Annotated in this window: 15 protein-coding genes; 13 read left to right on the top strand and 2 right to left on the bottom strand. The window is 31.6% G+C overall.

Annotated elements, in window-relative coordinates; translation table 11 throughout:
- The first annotated feature begins 1 nt into the window (after position 1).
- Positions 2–1243 carry a phosphoribosylamine--glycine ligase gene (gene purD, locus A3M9_RS0107155; RefSeq protein WP_027308620.1) on the top strand — a complete coding sequence of 414 codons (1242 nt, stop codon included), beginning with the start codon at positions 2–4 and terminating at the stop codon, positions 1241–1243.
- Between the two features lie 323 nt (positions 1244–1566).
- Here purD and A3M9_RS0107150 read toward each other — a convergent pair whose 3' ends face one another.
- Positions 1567–2940, bottom strand: coding sequence for an alpha-amylase family glycosyl hydrolase (locus A3M9_RS0107150; RefSeq protein WP_027308619.1), 1374 nt, complete (start codon positions 2938–2940; stop codon positions 1567–1569).
- Positions 2941–3122: 182 nt separating this feature from the next.
- On the opposite strand from A3M9_RS0107150, the gene A3M9_RS13400 reads away from it, so the two are divergent.
- From A3M9_RS13400 to A3M9_RS0107125, 5 genes are all read left to right on the top strand, one after another.
- Positions 3123–4031 carry a CPBP family intramembrane glutamic endopeptidase gene (locus tag A3M9_RS13400; RefSeq protein ID WP_051350646.1) on the top strand — a complete coding sequence of 303 codons (909 nt, stop codon included), beginning with the start codon at positions 3123–3125 and terminating at the stop codon, positions 4029–4031.
- A 35-nt stretch (positions 4032–4066) separates the two neighbouring features.
- Positions 4067–4687, top strand: a complete 621-nt coding sequence (locus A3M9_RS0107140; RefSeq protein WP_084424675.1) for an ATP-binding cassette domain-containing protein — start codon at positions 4067–4069, stop codon at positions 4685–4687.
- Positions 4688–4705: 18 nt separating this feature from the next.
- Positions 4706–7180 (top strand): FtsX-like permease family protein, encoded by a 2475-nt coding sequence (locus A3M9_RS0107135; RefSeq protein WP_027308617.1) that lies wholly within the window; start codon positions 4706–4708, stop codon positions 7178–7180.
- 29 nt (positions 7181–7209) lie between these two features.
- Positions 7210–7878: an ABC transporter ATP-binding protein gene (locus tag A3M9_RS0107130; RefSeq protein WP_027308616.1), complete on the top strand. Its 669-nt coding sequence runs from the start codon at positions 7210–7212 to the stop codon at positions 7876–7878.
- Between the two features lie 339 nt (positions 7879–8217).
- Positions 8218–9381, top strand: a complete 1164-nt coding sequence (locus tag A3M9_RS0107125; protein ID WP_035166084.1) for a membrane protein — start codon at positions 8218–8220, stop codon at positions 9379–9381.
- Positions 9382–9731: 350 nt separating this feature from the next.
- Here A3M9_RS0107125 and A3M9_RS0107120 read toward each other — a convergent pair whose 3' ends face one another.
- Positions 9732–9917: a hypothetical protein gene (locus A3M9_RS0107120; protein WP_027308614.1), complete on the bottom strand. Its 186-nt coding sequence runs from the start codon at positions 9915–9917 to the stop codon at positions 9732–9734.
- A 156-nt stretch (positions 9918–10073) separates the two neighbouring features.
- On the opposite strand from A3M9_RS0107120, the gene A3M9_RS14975 reads away from it, so the two are divergent.
- The 7 genes from A3M9_RS14975 to A3M9_RS0107085 all read left to right on the top strand — a co-directional run bounded on the left by A3M9_RS14975 (position 10074) and on the right by A3M9_RS0107085 (position 17700).
- A complete protein-coding gene (locus tag A3M9_RS14975; protein WP_051350645.1) occupies positions 10074–10688 on the top strand; it encodes a lytic transglycosylase domain-containing protein in 615 nt (204 codons plus the stop codon).
- An 11-nt stretch (positions 10689–10699) separates the two neighbouring features.
- The gene (locus A3M9_RS14195; protein WP_051350644.1) at positions 10700–12031 is read left to right on the top strand and encodes a patatin-like phospholipase family protein; all 1332 of its coding nucleotides are present in this window, start codon (positions 10700–10702) and stop codon (positions 12029–12031) included.
- A gap of 1 nt (position 12032) precedes the next feature.
- Positions 12033–12761: a pseudouridine synthase gene (locus tag A3M9_RS0107105; protein ID WP_027308612.1), complete on the top strand. Its 729-nt coding sequence runs from the start codon at positions 12033–12035 to the stop codon at positions 12759–12761.
- A gap of 63 nt (positions 12762–12824) precedes the next feature.
- Positions 12825–13124, top strand: a complete 300-nt coding sequence (locus A3M9_RS0107100; RefSeq protein WP_027308611.1) for a YerC/YecD family TrpR-related protein — start codon at positions 12825–12827, stop codon at positions 13122–13124.
- Between the two features lie 101 nt (positions 13125–13225).
- Complete coding sequence (gene pcrA, locus A3M9_RS0107095) at positions 13226–15430, top strand: DNA helicase PcrA (protein ID WP_035166080.1); 2205 nt, start codon at positions 13226–13228, stop codon at positions 15428–15430.
- A gap of 12 nt (positions 15431–15442) precedes the next feature.
- Positions 15443–17437, top strand: coding sequence for an NAD-dependent DNA ligase LigA (gene ligA / locus A3M9_RS0107090; protein ID WP_027308609.1), 1995 nt, complete (start codon positions 15443–15445; stop codon positions 17435–17437).
- A complete protein-coding gene (locus A3M9_RS0107085; RefSeq protein WP_027308608.1) occupies positions 17434–17700 on the top strand; it encodes a hypothetical protein in 267 nt (88 codons plus the stop codon). Before ligA ends, A3M9_RS0107085 begins: the two co-directional genes overlap by 4 nt.
- The last annotated feature ends 6 nt before the right edge of the window (positions 17701–17706 follow it).

Raw genomic sequence — 17706 nt, 5'->3', positions numbered from 1 at the left:
TATGAAGATTTTAGTTTTAGGTTCAGGTGGAAGGGAACACGCACTGTCTAAAAAGTTAGCAGAGAGTTCATTGTGTTCTAAAGTATATGTATGCCCAGGAAATGTAGGAACAATGTTGGAGAAAAAGTGCCAAAATGTTGATTTAGAAGACATAGATGATATAATACACTTTGCAAAGAGTGAAGGAATAGATTTGGTAGTTGTAGGGCCAGAGAAATATCTTATGCTTGGGGCTGTAGATAAATTTAGGGAAAATGGGATTAAAATATTTGGACCAAGTAAAAAAGCTGCCCTTCTTGAGGGAAGTAAGGCCTATGCAAAGGAATTTATGAAAAGGTATGGAGTAAAAACGGCCTCCTATGAGGTTTTTGAGGAATTTGAAAAGGCCAAAGAGTATTTAAATAAGGTTAAATATCCTGTTGTAATAAAGGCAGATGGCCTGGCACAGGGTAAAGGAGTTGCAATCTGTAGTAGTAGGGATGAGGCAGAGGATACTTTATTTAGCTTTATGGTGGAGGATTTATTTAAAGGTTCTGGCAAAAGAGTTGTGATAGAGGAATATCTTGAGGGAGTTGAAGCTTCTATTATATGCATAACCGATGGTAAAAGTATAAAGCCCTTTGTTTCAGCAAAGGATCACAAAAGGCTTATGGATAATGATAGGGGACCAAACACAGGAGGAATGGGGGTTGTTGCACCTAATAGGTATGTAACAGATGATGTCTTTGAAAAGTTTAAAGAGGATATAATGGAAAGAACGCTTTTAGGAATAAGAGAGGAAAACTTAGATTATAAAGGCTTTATTTATTTTGGAATAATGATAACAAAGGAAGGTCCATATCTTCTTGAGTATAATGTAAGATTTGGCGATCCTGAGGCTCAGGCAATTTTGTCTCTTTTAAAGAGTGATTTAGTAGAGGCTATTTTAAAGACATTAGATGGAAGATTAGATGAATGTGATTTTAAATGGATAGATGGAGCCTCCTGTAATGTTGTTTTAGCAAGTAGAGGATACCCTATATCACCAATATGTGGCGATGAAATATTTGGAATTCAATCTATAAAAGATGTAGATGTATATATTTCAGGTGTTAAATTAGAGAATGGAAGATTTTATACAAATGGTGGACGTGTTTTATCTTTAACAGCAGTTGGAGAGACCTTAGAGTTAGCAAGGGAGAAGGTTTATAAGGAGATAGAGAAGATAAAGTTTGAGGGGATGCAATATAGGAGGGATATATAGGTAAAAGGTGCTACGCACCTTTTACAGGCTGGTGAAAAATTTATATATTAATTAGCCCCATAAAGGATTTCTTGGCATTCGTTCGTTTCGCTAATCAATTCTAAGCTTTTCTTTGTTTGAAAAAGTGCTACCCTCGCGATGCCATCGTCCTGATGGCCGCTCGGCTCGGCACGTCCTGTGCCGAATTACGGACTTTTTCAAAGTCGAAAAGCTAAGAATTGCTAAAGCTCACGAAAGAGCCTATTGAAATCCATTTATGGGGCTTTTTCAGATTTTAGCTTACAATTAGATTTGTCAACAATCTGATAGGTAATATTTACATTTTACTTACTACTTACATATATTGTATAACTCCAAGGAGAAAATTTAACTAAATGGTTCTTCTTTAATTTTACTTTATCATTAGTATTAAAATCAGTATATTTTCCTGCATATTCATTTAGTGGAACCTCTAAATCGAAGCTCTTATCTGAAAGGTTTGCAAAAACTAAAACCCTATTGCCCTCATTTTCACGCACAAAGGCAAGAACGTTATCATTTTTAACATCAATGAATTTTATACTTCCTCCGTGTTCTCCATTCCAAAGAGCTTTGTTTTCCTTCTTTAGTCTAATTAAATTCTTATAGAAATCTTGCTTAGGATAGTTTTTCCAGTCTATTTCATCCTTTTCAAAAAAATTAAGTCTCTTATTTGAGGCAGCCTCTTGTCCAGAGTATATAAGAGGAATTCCAGGAAGTGTGAAGGTTAGCATTGCCATAACATCAACAGCATCCTTCATTCTTTCAAATTCAGTTCCATTCCAGGAGTTTTCATCATGGTTTGTGATGAAGTTCATTGGGTAGCTACCGTTTGGATAGATTTTATCAAAGTTTTCAGCAAAACGTCTTATTCCAAAGGCATCAGCTCTTCCGTTTGCTATACTCTCCATAAGGTGCATAAGCCTCCAGTTGTAGTTGCTGTTGAAGGCTTTATTTAAATATTCTCTATTACCTTCATCCTCAGCAAGCATATAAACAGGCTTTATTTTTTCAAGCTCCTCCCTTGCTTTTTCCCAAAAATCAACAGGAACTCTTCCTGCAACATCGCATCTATATCCATCAACTCCAACCTCTTTTACCCAAAATACCATTGCATCAATCATTGCTTTTCTCATCTCTTCATTTTTGTAGTTTAATTGTGCAACATCTGTCCAGTCGGTTCCTGGAGGATTTACTATATTTCCCTCACTGTCTGTTAGGTACCAGTCCTTGTTCTTAATCCAAAGGTGATCCCAACCTGTATGGTTTGCTACCCAGTCTAATATAACCTTAAATCCCATTTTATGACATTCGTCAACAAGTTCTTTAAATTCTTCAAGTGTACCAAATTCTGGGTTTACTGCCTTGTAATCCTTTATTGAGTAGTAGGAGCCTAAGGTTCCCTTTCTGTTTTTTTCTGAAATAGGGTATATTGGCATAAACCAAAGAACATCAACGCCCATTTCCTTAAGCCTTGGCAGATGCTCTCTAAAGGCTTTGAATGTACCCTCCTTAGTGTACTGTCTTACGTTTACTTCATAGATAACAGAGTTTTTTATCCACTCTGGTTCTCTAATAAGTGTCTTTTTTGTTTCTGTTTTTGTAGCTTTAAAGCCACACCCAGCAAGGTTAATAATAGTTAAAATGATAATTAAAAACAATGCAATACGCTTTTTCATTTTGTTCCCCCTTTTACATAATTTTCTTAAAATAGTTTATCACAGATAAACAGGTAGTACAATAATTTATTAATTTAATTTACAAATATGATAAATTTTATAATAAATTTTTACCTTATTTTGCTTGATTTAAGAAAGATATTATAATATAATTTACTAAAATTGTAAAAAGGGGGATTGTGATGAAGATATTTAAGAATAATGAGGGAAAAATAAGATCAGGTTGGAGGATTGCATTTGTCCTATTATTAAGTTTTGTCTTCCAAGTTGCGTTTGGGGCTTTTGTTGGAATGATTGGAGCTGTATTATTTGGTTTTAAATCTGTGCTTGAAGGAAATTCTTTAACATCAGAGGAAGTAGTAGGATCGATTTTAGGAGAAAACACTATATCTTGGTTCGTTATTAAAATATTATCAATGACTGCTGTAATACTATCTGTATTTATTATACTTAGTGCAATAGATAAAAAGAGATTTAGGGATATAGGTTTAAAGTTTAATAAAAACAGTTTGAAACATTTATTTATAGGGTTACTAATGGGTGCGGTTTCAATGACCTTCATTTTTGCTGTAATAAGCTTGACAGGCAATGTAACAGTAGAAGATGGATTTAATTTTTCGATATATAATATAACTGGACTTATTATATTTATTTTAGTTGCTTTAAATGAAGAATTGTTTAGTAGAGGATATTGCTTATATGCCTTAAAGGAACAAAACTCAGAAAAGATGGCTATAATTGTATCATCAATAATATTTGCACTACTTCACGTATTTAATCCAAATTTAAATTGGTTTGGTATATTTAATATTTTTCTTGTGGGAGTTCTTTTTGCATATATGACGCTAAAGACTGATAATCTAATGATGGCAATTGGTTATCATTTAACTTGGAACTACTTTCAAGGAAATGTATTTGGGCTTTCAGTAAGTGGTCAAGAGGCGAAGGGAATAATAACTGTTTCAAATTTAAAGGATAATATAATTACAGGTGGAGCTTTTGGACCAGAGGCAGGAATACTTACAACGTTTGTTATTATAGTGGGATTTTTATTTGTATATAGATTTGTAAAGGAGTCATCATTTTCATAATATGAACTTGGATTTTGTGAACTGCCACCACTTCTATAAGTGGGGGTAGTTCACAATTACTTTTAGGTTTTTACAAACCTTTGTATGGAGATATAAAAATTGGGGGGAAAAGTATATATGAAATAGGTGTAAATTCATTGAGAGAAAAAATAAGTTTTGTTCCTCAAGATATAGAACTACTTAATACTTCTATTAAAGAAAACATTAAATGTGGTAAAATGAATGCTTCAGATGAAGAAATTATTGATATATGTAAGAAATTAAAATTACATGAAAAGATTATGTCATTGCCGCAAGGATATGACACTATAATAACAGAAAGAGTTAATTTATCAGGTGGAGAAAAGCAACGTATTGCTATTGCAAGAGCATTAATAAAACATCCACAAATTTTCATATTAGATGAACCAACTTCTGCATTAGATTTAGAGAATGAAACTATAATAAGAGAAATAATCGAAAATTTATCAAGAGAATGTACGGTTATAGTTGTTGCTCATAGAATAACAACTATTGTCAATGCTGATAAAATATTTGTATTTGATAATGGAAGAGTAGTAGAAGAAAGAACCCATAAAACTTTGATTAACAATAAAGAAACCTATTATAATTTATTACTAAATAGTAAAGAACTTAATCAAGTTAATATTAAATAATCAGTGAGGTGCTTGTAGGTGAATGCAATTATTAAACTAAGTTTACGTAATATTGCACAGAAAAAAATAAAGTTTTTTATACTATTTCTAACCTTTATGCTATCAACTTTAACTTTAATAACTACAGTATGTTTAAAGGATTCTGCAATAGAGTCAAGAGAACAACAGCTTAGAAATAATACATTAAATAGTCAGATAGTTATTAGGACAAAAAGTGATAAAGATATATATTTCAACCCAGATTATATTTTAAGTAAACTGCAAAATATAAAGGATATAAAATATGCAGTAGAACGATGTGGTGGAATTGCAATAAATAAATCTTTAAAAAATGAATTAATTAATGTAATTGGAGTTAATTTTGATAAACAATCCAAGGTATATTCCTTTAATCTTGTCAAACAAAGCAGATTAACTGATATTCAAAATCCAATAATAATAAGTGAATCATATTCTGCAAAAAATAATTTAAAAGTTGGAGATACTGTAGTATTGGCATATAAAGATAAAGAATTAAATTTCAAAGTTGCAGGAATAGCTGAAAATAAGGGGATTTTTGAGAATAGTAATATTGTAGTTTTAAAAATAGAGGATGCCCAAGAGCTGTTTAGCAAAAAAGGGTTAGTATATACTATTGGCATTACATTAGACAAGCTTGATAATATTTCAAATGTAGTTAATCAATTAAAAAAAATAATTGATGAAAAATATGAGGTGGAACAAAGATATGATATTGAAAGCTATAGAGCATATGTAGGAACAATTGATATTGCTTTAAGAATATTTAGCTCATTTGCTATTTTTATAACTTTATTTTTAACCTATTCTACATTTAAAACATTATTATATGAACGAATATCGCAAATAGGTACTTTACGAAGTGTTGGTGCTACTAAATTACAAATTTTTCTTTCAGTATATTTAGAAAATTTTATTATTGTTTTATTCTCATCTTTTATAGGTACTATTTTAAGTTATCCATTCATAAGTTTTGTACTAAAATTAATTGCAGGAGATGATATTAAAATTAATATTAGTTTTATAAAAATTTTAATAGTATTCATGGTAATGGTTTTTGTAGGTTTATTTAGTGTAATCCTTTCTATCCTTGATATGATGAATTTTTCTATAGTAGACATAATAAAAGGGAATATTACCAAACCAAGAACTGAAAAGTTTAATACTAAGTTTTTGATAGGATTTATCATGCTATTAGTATCTATTGTTTTATATGTCGTAAGTATTTATTATTTAATAAACGTATATGTTCTAATATTAGGAATTGTATTTTTTTCATTGTCATTTATATTATTAATAGAGTTTTTACATAATATAATAAATAATACATTATTTAACTTAATTAATTTATTTGGTACAAAAGGTAGATTGTTGTATAAAGAATTCAAACGAGATTTTATTAAAACTGCTGAATCAATAACATTGATTAGTATAGTAGTTGGGATAGCATATTTAAGTTTCACTATATCGTATCTTATTAGAAATAGTGTAAATAATGTATATAATGGAATTAGTTTTGTTATTACTACTGATAATTCGATACAAATGTTGGAAAATAAGCTCAGTAGTATAGAAGGTATAGAAGAAGTAATTTCACAATATAGAATAAACAAAAATATAAAAGATATGGAAGTAGAAATTTCTGGAATTGATGCAGATGAATATGAAAGAATCTCGTTTGAAACTTTTAAAATAGGTTCGAAATATGATACCTTCAGGCAGTTAACTCAAGGAAGAAATATAATAATTACAACTACATTTGCTCAGAATACAAATACAAAAGTTGGAGATTTTATAAAAATAAAAACAGATGAAAAAGATGTTGATTATAAGGTTATTGGTGTTGTTAGTAGTTTTGAAAATATGGGGAAGGTTTTGTTTGTTTCTAAAAATTATTTTATAAAAGATTTCAATCACCCTAATTATAGTTTGTTTTTAGTAAAAACTAAACCAGACTATAACATAGCTGATGTTGAAGTTAGAATAAATAAATTGCTTGAAGGTAATAATGGATTTTATAATGTTAGTTCACTAAAGAAAATGCAAGAAGAAAATTCTAAGGACAATAATAAGTTGTTTTTTATAGTTAATATATTATTTTTTATAACAATATTAATAAGTATAATAAGCTTAAATAATAACTTTATAATTAATATATTAACTCAAATTAGAGTTTTTGCAGTAAAAAGAACAATTGGTATGTCACTAAAACAGCTTATTTTTAATATATTTGGCAAGGGAATGTTAATAGGATTAGAAGGTGGAGTATTTGGAATTTTGTTTGGATTTAGTTTAAATTTATATATGATAAGAATTTTATCATATTATATAGGTGAACTGTCTTTTGGATATAAATTTTCTATATTTTTAATGCTACTATTAGTATCTACAAGCATAGGTTTTTTAGGATCTATTTATCCAAGCTGTAAAATTAGAAAAACAGATCTAATTCAAGCAATAAAATCAATAGAGTGATAAAGTTTAGAATATGTGGAGGGGATAAAGTGGTTGTTTTAAAAGCCCAAAATCTATTTAAAGATTATAGTACAAAGGAAAATACCACGAGGGTTTTAAAAGGCATAAATTTAGAGGTTAACGATGGTGAATTTATTTCTATAATGGGGCAATCTGGTTCGGGCAAAAGTACATTACTTTATGTTTTAAGTGGGCTTGATAAGCCAACATCAGGAAAGGTTATTTTTAATGGCGAAGATTTAGCAACTTTAAATGATGAAAAATTGAGTAAAATAAGAAGAACTAAATTTGGTTTTATATTTCAATTCTATAATTTAGTACCGCTTTTAAATGTTGAAGAAAATATAATGTTACCATTAGAGCTTGAGGGGCTCAATAAGAAAAATTATAAAGATAAAGTTGAAAATATTTTAAAGGTTGTAGGATTATTTGATAAAAGAAAAAAGTATCCTTATCAACTATCAGGGGGAGAACAACAAAGAGTTGCAATTGCACGAGCGTTAATTATTGATCCTCAGATTATATTTGCTGATGAGCCAACTGGCAATTTAGATTCTAAAACAGGAGAAGAAATATTAAAATTACTACTGAATTTAAGCAAGGAACATAAGAAAACTATTTTAATGGTGACTCACGACAATTATGCAGCATCCTTTAGTGATAGAATAATTAAGATAAAAGATGGATTAATAGAATAATTTCAAATTATATAAAAAAATAGAATAGTATTTTTATATGCCCTGTAAATGGATTAAAAGCATAACTTATAAGAATTAGCAATTTTAGATTAGTAGATGAAAAAGCCAGTTATTATTGAATATTATAAAAATTTGAAATGACTACATTGGGTTTTATAACTGTGACTTTTTCAATATAAAAATCTAAAGTTGCCTATCTTGAAATGACAAATAAATCCATTATGGGGCTAATTTAATTTATTATGAGTGAATTATATTTTAAAATAGAAAAAATGTACTACTAAAATATTGGGGTATATGTTAAAATAATTCTGTAAACTTAGGGGGTAACAAAATATAATGGCAAGGAGTGATATTGTGCAAAAGAAGTATGTTAAGGCAATCAATGCAGAATCTTTTATTTTTCTTGGAATTTTAGCAATATGTTTTACTTTTTTATCAAGGGTTATGGGGCTTGCCAATATGTTTAGCACTATGATGAAGACAGCCCACGACCTATTATTAAACACGGTATTTTTTATTATGGCAATAGCAGTTCTTGCTGGAGCCTTTGGTGCACTTTTAACTGAGTTTGGAGTTGTTGCACTTATTAACAAGATATTATCTCCACTTATGAAGCCTCTTTACGATATGCCGGGGGCTGCAAGTATTGGGGTAATAACAACATATCTTTCAGATAACCCAGCTATCATAACTTTAGCAAAGGATAAGGGATTTACAAGATACTTTAAGAAGTATCAAATACCTGCATTAACTAATTTAGGTACAGCCTTTGGAATGGGACTTATAGTTACTACATTTATGATAGCCCAAGCTCCAAAGGGTGAGAGCTTTTTTCTACCAGCACTTATTGGAAATATTGGTGCTATTGTAGGTAGTATAGTAAGTGTAAGAATAATGATGCATTTTACAAAAAAAGAATATGGAACTGAAATGATGGCATATGAAGGCGAAGAGGGAGTAGATTTAACTCAATATAGAGAAATAAGAAGTGGAAGCTTATTTCAAAGAGGCCTTGAAGCAATATTAGACGGAGGAAAAACAGGTGTTGAGATGGGATTATCCATCATACCTGGGGTTATTGTAATATGTACACTTGTTATGATGCTAACTAATGCACCAAAGGGTGGGGTATATACTGGTGCAGCCTACGAAGGTGTACCAGTTCTACCTTGGCTTGGAAGTAAAATTAACTTCATACTAAAGCCACTTTTAGGGTTTAAATCACCTGAGGCTATAGCCTTTCCAATAACTGCACTTGGTGCTGTTGGTGCTGCAATTGGTCTTGTTCCAAAGTTTTTACAACAAGGACTTATTGGGGCAAATGAAATAGCAGTATTTACAGCAATGGGAATGTGCTGGAGTGGATATTTATCAACTCACGTTGCTATGATGGATGCACTTGAAAGTAGACAGCTTACAAATAAAGCTATATTATCCCATACAATAGGAGGTCTTGTTGCAGGTATAGTTGCACACCTACTTGTTATGATTTTTATATAATAAAAAATATCCACTTGTAATTAAAGTGGGTAGAGATTGTTGACAAACTTACTTGTTAGATAGATTATGAAAAGCCCTATGAATGGATTTTAATGGGCTTTTTAGTGAGCTTTAGCAATTCTTAGCTTTTCGACTTTGAAAAAGTCCGTAATTCGGCACAGGACGTGCCGAGCCGAGCGGCCATCAGGACGATGGCATCGCGAGGGTAGGACTTTTCAAACAAAGAAAAGCTTAGAATTGCTTAGCGAAATGAACGAATGCCCAAGAAATCCTTCATAGGGCTAATCAAAATATAACTTTTTCAACAGCCTGAACCCACTTGACCCACTTGTATTCCAAGTGGGTATTTTTTATGGCAATATACCTTTATTTTTAAGCACATCAATATTTTCCATTGGAGTATCTGGATCCTTTGGGACAGAGGATATTTCATAAGTATCCACTAAATCAATTCCACCTTTGATTGTTTCTGGCCAAAGAAGTGCATTGTTTGTATGTTCAATAATTGGGTATTTACCATTTGATTCAATTTTCATACTATCACCTCGAAATTTATTTTTTATATTATTATTAGAAATAAACCGATAAACTATGCAACCAAGAAAAAAGGAAAAATATGAATAAAAATGTAAAAATATTTTTTATATTAACTTAAAATAATATGCTATAATATTCTTAAAGGAGTGATAGTATTGAGAACAGAACAAATAGCACAACTTTTAGCTGTATATTTATTACAAACAGCGTATGCTTCAAGTAATGAACAAACAGGAATGATGTTTGGAGCTATTTTAGATAAAATGCTGGAATCTCAAAATACATTAGGTGGACAAGCATATCAAAATAATAGTAAAAATTCAACTGAAGTTTTTAGTGATATAAAAAAAATAATTAATGATAGCCCAAAGGATTTAGATGAGGCGATAAAGGAAGTTTCAAGAAAATATGGGGTCGAAGAAGAATTAATTAGAGCCGTTATAAAACAAGAATCAGGGTTTAATCAAAATGCAGTATCAAAGGCAGGAGCAATAGGACTTATGCAGCTTATGCCAAGCACTGCTAAGTCTTTAGGGGTAAACCCTTATGATGCTTTAGAAAACCTTGATGGGGGAACAAGATATCTAAGAAATCTTTTAAACAGTTTTTCTGGAAATAAGGCTTTAGCTCTTGCTGCATACAATGGTGGAATAGGCAGAATGAAGAGGTTAGGTGTTGACACTGTAGAAGAGATTAGCAAGATGCCGACCGAAACAAGAAACTATGTAAACAAAGTTCTTAAAAATTATGAGCAGTACAAGAAACTATAAGGAGTGGTTATATGGCTTATGGTTTGGTTTTAGGTGGTGGAGGTGCAAAAGGGGGATATGAAATAGGAGTATGGAAGGCTCTAAGGGAGCTTAATATTCCTATATGTGCTGTTTGTGGGACATCGGTTGGGGCTTTAAATGGGGCACTTATTGTGCAGGATGAATTTGAGAAGGCAGTTGAAATATGGACAAGTATAACTATGGACACGGTAATAAAGCTTGAGGGAGAGATAGCAACATCCCAAGATGCCGAAAACAAAATATCAAATAAAATAAGAAATATAAAGGCGGCAATAAAATCAGGTGGATTGGATGTTACGCCTTTAAAAATGCTAATAGATGAGGTTGTTGATGAGGATAAGATAAGAAATTCAGATATTGATTTTGGACTTGTTACCTTTTCTTTATCTGAATTAAAGCCAGTTGAAGTATTTAAGGATGAAATACCTTATGGAAAACTTAAGGATTATCTACTTGCAAGTGCTTGTTTTCCAGCCTTCAAGCCCCACGAAATAGATAATAAAAAGTTTATTGATGGAGGGGTATATAATAATATTCCTGTTTCAATGATGAGAAAAAGAGGTATAAAGGATATAATTGTAGTTGATGTCTCGGGAATAGGAATAACTCAGAGGACAAAATATAAGGATTGTAACATAATAAAAATAAAAAATTCAGAGGATTTAGGAAGAACGCTTAATTTTGATAGTGAAAAATCAAAGACTAATATAGAGATTGGATATTTAGATACACTTAAGGCCTTTAAAAGGGTTGTAGGATATAAATATTATATAAAAAATAATAATGAAGGTATAGGAAGTAGTTATATTGGAAAACTAGATACTGAAGATTTTAAAAACCTATATAGATTTTTAGGATTAGAATGGGGAAGAGCTAATAAAAATAATAAAATTATAATAGATAAAATTTTAAGGGTAATTCAGCAATATACCCCTTCCAATTTAACTGCAGATAGTGTAATATTAGCTATGGCGGAAATAACAGCAGAACAGCTTGGAATCAATAGAAGAAGAGTATATGAATTAGATGAATTAATTGATGTAATTTATAATACCTACAATGAAATTAAAACAAGCAGTGATTTTAATGAATACGTTACAGGGCTTAAAAAATTAATATTAAGCAGAAACGAAATAGAGTTTGATAGGGAAATGAAGAAGGTTTTTATGGAGGCAAAGTTTTTACTTTCCTTCTATCCAGGTATGCAACAAGGTGAAGATATAAAAAGATTTAGAAGGCTGCTCTCTGTTTTTATGCCAAAGGTTGTTGTAGCAAACCTCTTTATATCATTAATACTTCAAAGAAAAGGCGTGGAGGTTTAAGATGTCTAAAGAAAGATTAGATAAAGTTCTTGCAAATATGGGATATGGTACAAGAAAAGAGGTTAAATCTTTAGTAAGATCTGGTGTTGTTTTGGTTAATGGAAATAAAGTTAAGGATTTTTCAATGCATGTTGAACCAGAAAAGGATATAATCGAAGTAGATGGAGAAATTCTTCAGTATAAGAAATATATTTACGTTATGTTAAACAAGCCTCAAGGGGTAATAAGTGCAACTGAGGATGATTATGATGAAACGGTTGTTGATATATTACCCGATGAGTATAGAATATTTATGCCAAGTCCTGTTGGAAGGTTAGATAAGGATACAGAGGGACTTTTGATATTAACAAATGATGGAGAATTAAATCATCTACTACTATCACCTAAAAGGCACGTTCCTAAGAAATATTTTGCAAAGGTGCAGGGTGTGGTTACAGAGGATGATGTTAATAAATTTAAAAAGGGTGTAGTTTTAGATGATGGTTATAAGACTATGCCTGCAGAGCTTACTATATTAAAATCAGACGAGATATCAGAAATAGAGCTTGTTATATATGAGGGAAAATATCATCAAGTAAAAAGAATGTTTGAGGCAGTCGGTAAAAAGGTTATATATCTAAAGAGAATTGAGATGGGTCCACTAAAATTAGATGAGAACCTAAAACTTGGTGAGAGTAGGGAATTGACTGAAGAAGAAGTTGAACTTTTATATAGTGCAGTTAAAAAGTAGAGGGAGTTTTTCCCTCTTTTTTATGGTATAATGTATTTGAATAATTTTTACGAGGTGATAAGTGTGAGGGAATATACATCAAAGCTTAAAAGTGAAGAGATGGATTATCTATTTAATGCAATATTAAATCTTGAGACACTTGAGGAATGTTATAGATTTTTTGAAGACCTTTGTACAATAAATGAGCTTCAGGCAATGTCCCAAAGGCTTCAGGTTGCAAAAATGCTTCTTGAAAGAAAGACCTATATAGATATAGCAGAGACAACAGGTGCAAGTACAGCAACTATAAGTAGGGTAAATAGAAGTTTAAATTATGGACAAGATGGATATAAAATTGTTTTTGAAAAGATGAAGCAAAAATAAAGGGTAGCAATTGCTGCCCTTTTTGATTGTTAAGTAGCAGCAATTTAAAAATAATGGTATAATCTATAATATTGAAGTCGTATTAGGAGGAATATATAGGTATGTTGGATTTGAGTGTTTTAAATAAAGAACAGAGAGAGGCAGTTGAAACTTTAGAGGGGCCTCTTTTAATACTTGCAGGTGCAGGTAGTGGTAAAACAAGGGTTTTAACGTATAGAATAGCAAATTTAATTGAAAATGGAGTGTATCCTGGCAATATCTTGGCAATAACCTTTACAAACAAAGCAGCACAGGAGATGAAGGAAAGAATAATTCAGATTGTTGGAGATGAAGCAAGAAATATATGGATAAGTACCTTCCACTCAGCCTGTGTAAGAATATTAAGGCAGGATATTGAAAAGATTGGCTACAACAAGGATTTTGTAATATATGATACGCAGGATCAAGAAAAGATAATAAAGGAATGTTTAAATGAGCTTAATATAGATGAAAAGGCAATGCCTCCTAAGGATGTTTTATCAAAGATAGGTTCTCTAAAGGATGATCTTATTGATGCAGAAACCTATTATAGCAGATATGGTATGGACTTTAAAACAAGAAACCTTGCAAATATATATAAAATGTATCAAAGAAAACTTAAAAAAAGCAATGCATTGGATTTTGACGATATAATAATGCTTACTGTAAAACTATTTAAGGAAAATGAAGATGTATTGAATTATTATAGAAGGAAATTTAGATATATTTTGGTAGATGAATATCAAGATACAAATAGGGCTCAATATGAGTTTGTTAATATACTTGCAAAGGAACATAGAAATCTTTGTGTCGTTGGCGATGATGATCAGTGCATTTACAGTTGGAGACATGCTGATATAAGAAATATTTTAGAATTTGAAAAGGATTTTCCAGATGTAAAAGTTATTAAACTTGAACAGAACTACAGATGCACAAAGAAGATACTGGATGCTGCAAATTATGTGATACAGAATAATGAAAATAGAAAACATAAGAGGCTCTGGACACAAAATGAGCTTGGAGAAAATGTGAGATTTTATAAAGCAGAAAATGGAGAAGATGAGGCACTATTTATTGTAAAGGAGATAAAGAGGCTTGTTCAAGAAGGATATAGTCTGTCAGACTTTGCAGTGCTGTATAGGACAAATGCGATGTCCCGTATTTTAGAAGAAGCCTTTGTTACATCATCTGTTCCCTATAGGGTTGTTGGAGGACTAAAGTTCTATGATAGAAAAGAAATAAGGGACATTTTAGCATATCTTAGAGTTATAAATAACCCTCTTGATAATATAAGCCTTGAGAGAATTATAAATGTTCCAAGAAGGGGGATAGGACAGGCAACAATTGACAAGGTAAAGGAGTATGCAAACAGCAGGGATATTAGCCTGTATTCTGCCCTTCTTGAGATAGACAGAATAGATGGAATTACAAAACGTGCAGCAAATGCTATTGAGAAGTTTATAAGCCAGATGAACTACTTTATTGTAAGTAAAGATAGAATGACTGTATCAAGCCTTATTTCAGAGATACTCGATACAACAGGTTATATAAAGGAACTACTTGAGGATAATACAAAGGAGAGCCAAGATAGAATAGAAAACTTAAACGAATTTAAATCAGCAGCTGTAGAGTTTGAAGAACAAAATGAGGATAAGAGTTTAGCTGCATTTTTAGAAAGAATTGCACTTGTATCAGATCAAGACCAAATTGAAAATATAGATGCAGTTACATTAATGACACTTCATACAGCAAAGGGACTTGAGTTTAATATTGTTTTTATTGCTGCAATGGAGGAGGGAATATTCCCACACTTTTCAGCAAAGGACGATGAGGATGAACTTGAAGAGGAAAGAAGGCTCTGTTATGTTGGTATAACAAGAGCGAAAAAGAAGCTCTATTTAACCTGTGCACAGCAGAGGATGATGTATGGAAGAACTATGTTTAATAATGTATCAAGTTTTATTGAGGAGATACCAGAACATTTAATAGATGATATATCTCCAAAGCGAATGAGCTTTAATAGGGTTTATAATTATGATGACTATAGGGCACCAAGTAAGACAATATCAACAGTTAATAAGATAAATACAACACCTGTTATTCAAAAGCCCAATTTAAATAAATCTGCAAACTACGATGTTGGAATGCTTGTTAAACATAAGATATTTGGAGTTGGAAAGGTTGTAGCAGTTAAGGAGATTGCAGCGGATAAAATGATTACTGTTGAATTTGATAAAGCAGGAGTTAAAAATTTACTTGCATCTACTGCACCCCTTGAAAAAATATGATGAGGTGATTTTATGGAGGATGTAAAGTCAAGAATAGAGGAGTTAAGAAGATTAATTGAGTATCACAACCATAGATACTATGTTTTAGATGATCCTGAAATTTCCGATGCTGAATATGATAAGTTGATGAAGGAACTTGAAAAATTAGAGAAGCAGCATCCAGAATACTTTGATGTGAACTCCCCAACCCAAAGGGTTGGCGGAGCTCCTTTAAAGGAGTTTAAAGAAGTAAGACACAATGTACCGATGCTTAGCCTTCAGGATGTGTTTAGTTTTGAGGAGTTAAAGGATTGGGATAGAAGAGTAAGAAGCGAAGTTCCTGAAGTGGAATATGTTGTTGAGCTTAAGATAGATGGACTTTCTGTATGTTTAAGCTACGAAAATGGACAGTTGAAAACTGCAGCAACTCGAGGTGATGGTGTTGTAGGAGAGGATGTTACAGCAAATGTTAGAACAATAAAGAGTGTTCCTTTAAAGATTGATTATTTAGAGCCACTTGAAGTTAGAGGAGAAATCTATATGCCAAGGGATGCCTTCTTAAAGCTTAATGCACAAAGGGAAGAAATGGAGGAACCTTTATTTGCAAATCCAAGAAATGCAGCAGCAGGTTCAATAAGACAGCTTGATTCAAAGGTTACAGCAGAGAGAAAACTTGATATATTTATATTTAACATACAGAGAATTGAGGGAAGGGAATTTGAAAAACATTCAGAGGCTCTTGAGTTTTTAAGGGAGCTTGGCTTTAAAGTAAGTCCAAAGAGAATTATTTGTAAAAACGTTGAAGAGGTTATAGAGGTAATAAAGCAGCTTGGAGATACAAGAGGAGAGCTACCCTTTGATATAGATGGAATAGTGGTTAAAGTAAATAGTCTAAAGCATAGAGAAAGGTTAGGCCAGACAGCAAAGGCACCAAGATGGGCAGTTGCATATAAATACCCTGCAGAGAAAAAGAAGACAAAACTTGTTGATATAATTGTTCAAGTAGGTAGGACAGGTGCTATAACACCTACTGCAATTTTAGAGCCAGTTAGAATAGCAGGTTCAACTGTTTCAAGGGCTACACTACATAATGAAGACTATATAAGACAAAAGGACATTAAGATTGGGGATAGCGTAATAATTCAAAAGGCAGGAGATATAATACCTGAGGTTGTAGAGGTTGTATTTGAGGACAGAGACGGAGATGAAGTAGATTTTAAAATGCCTACAAAATGCCCAGAATGTGGTGGAGATGTAGTAAGGGAAGAGGGTGAAGTTGCACTTAGGTGTACAAATATGTCCTGTCCTGCCCAGATAAAAAGAAGCATCATTCACTTTGCATCAAGGGATGCAATGAATATAGAGGGGCTTGGCCCTCAAATAGTTGCACTCCTAATAGACAATGGGCTTATAAAGGATGCAGCAGACCTTTATTATTTAAAATTTGAAGATGTAGTTAAACTTGAAAGAATGGGTAAAAAATCTACAGAAAATCTTCTTAAGGCGATAGAAAATTCGAAACAAAACGATATAGATAAGTTAATATTTGCATTAGGTATAAGGTATGTTGGAAGTAAAACTGCAAAGAATCTTGCAAAACAATTTAAGAGTATAGATGCATTAATGAATGCAACCTATGAAGACTTAATATCAGTTGAAGAAGTTGGAGATAAGATGGCAAAAAGTATAGAGGCCTTCTTTAGGGAAGAACATAATAGAGCCCTTATAGAAAAGTTAAGGAGTGCAAATGTTAACTTTAATTCAAAGGATGAAGGGGAAAAATCTGACCTATTTAACGGACTTACATTTGTTTTAACAGGTACACTTTCAAAATATACAAGAAATGAGGCAAGCGAGCTTATTGAAAAGTTTGGGGGTAAGGTATCATCAAGCGTATCTAAAAAGACAAATTATCTATTATGTGGAGAAGATGCAGGAAGTAAGCTAAAAAAGGCACAGGAGTTAGGTGTAAAGATTATTTCAGAGGATGATTTTGAAAAAATGATAAATGAAGGGGAACTGGTATGAAGTTGTTAAATTATTTAATGTGGGTCAGTTTTTTATTTACAAGTATAATCTCAATATTTACCATAATCGTTTCCTTTGGTATAGTGTATATAAGTGAATTTTCAACTTTTATTCCTCTTGAAATTTCTTTATCACTATCGCTTATATTATGGGGAATAAATTGCAGATACAATCAGGATGTATGCTATACTAAAAATAATTTTTATATTAGCTTTTTATTAGCTTTTATACTACTTTTGTTTTCTATTTTAGGAGTTTATTAAGAAGGG

Origin of the sequence: Caloramator sp. ALD01 (assembly GCF_000472625.1) — a bacterium.
Classification (GTDB): Bacteria; Bacillota; Clostridia; order Clostridiales; family Caloramatoraceae; genus Thermobrachium; species Thermobrachium proteoclasticum.
This window is presented reverse-complemented; position numbering and strand designations above follow the sequence as displayed.

Coding starts and splice junctions, on each gene's coding strand:
- A3M9_RS0107150 (WP_027308619.1), bottom strand. CDS start 2,940: ATGAAAAAGCGTATTGCATTGTTTTTAATTATCATTTTAACTATTATT.
- A3M9_RS13400 (WP_051350646.1), top strand. CDS start 3,123: ATGAAGATATTTAAGAATAATGAGGGAAAAATAAGATCAGGTTGGAGG.
- A3M9_RS0107120 (WP_027308614.1), bottom strand. CDS start 9,917: ATGAAAATTGAATCAAATGGTAAATACCCAATTATTGAACATACAAAC.
- purD (WP_027308620.1), top strand. CDS start 2: ATGAAGATTTTAGTTTTAGGTTCAGGTGGAAGGGAACACGCACTGTCT.
- A3M9_RS14195 (WP_051350644.1), top strand. CDS start 10,700: ATGGCTTATGGTTTGGTTTTAGGTGGTGGAGGTGCAAAAGGGGGATAT.
- A3M9_RS0107085 (WP_027308608.1), top strand. CDS start 17,434: ATGAAGTTGTTAAATTATTTAATGTGGGTCAGTTTTTTATTTACAAGT.
- ligA (WP_027308609.1), top strand. CDS start 15,443: ATGGAGGATGTAAAGTCAAGAATAGAGGAGTTAAGAAGATTAATTGAG.
- pcrA (WP_035166080.1), top strand. CDS start 13,226: ATGTTGGATTTGAGTGTTTTAAATAAAGAACAGAGAGAGGCAGTTGAA.
- A3M9_RS0107125 (WP_035166084.1), top strand. CDS start 8,218: ATGGCAAGGAGTGATATTGTGCAAAAGAAGTATGTTAAGGCAATCAAT.
- A3M9_RS0107105 (WP_027308612.1), top strand. CDS start 12,033: ATGTCTAAAGAAAGATTAGATAAAGTTCTTGCAAATATGGGATATGGT.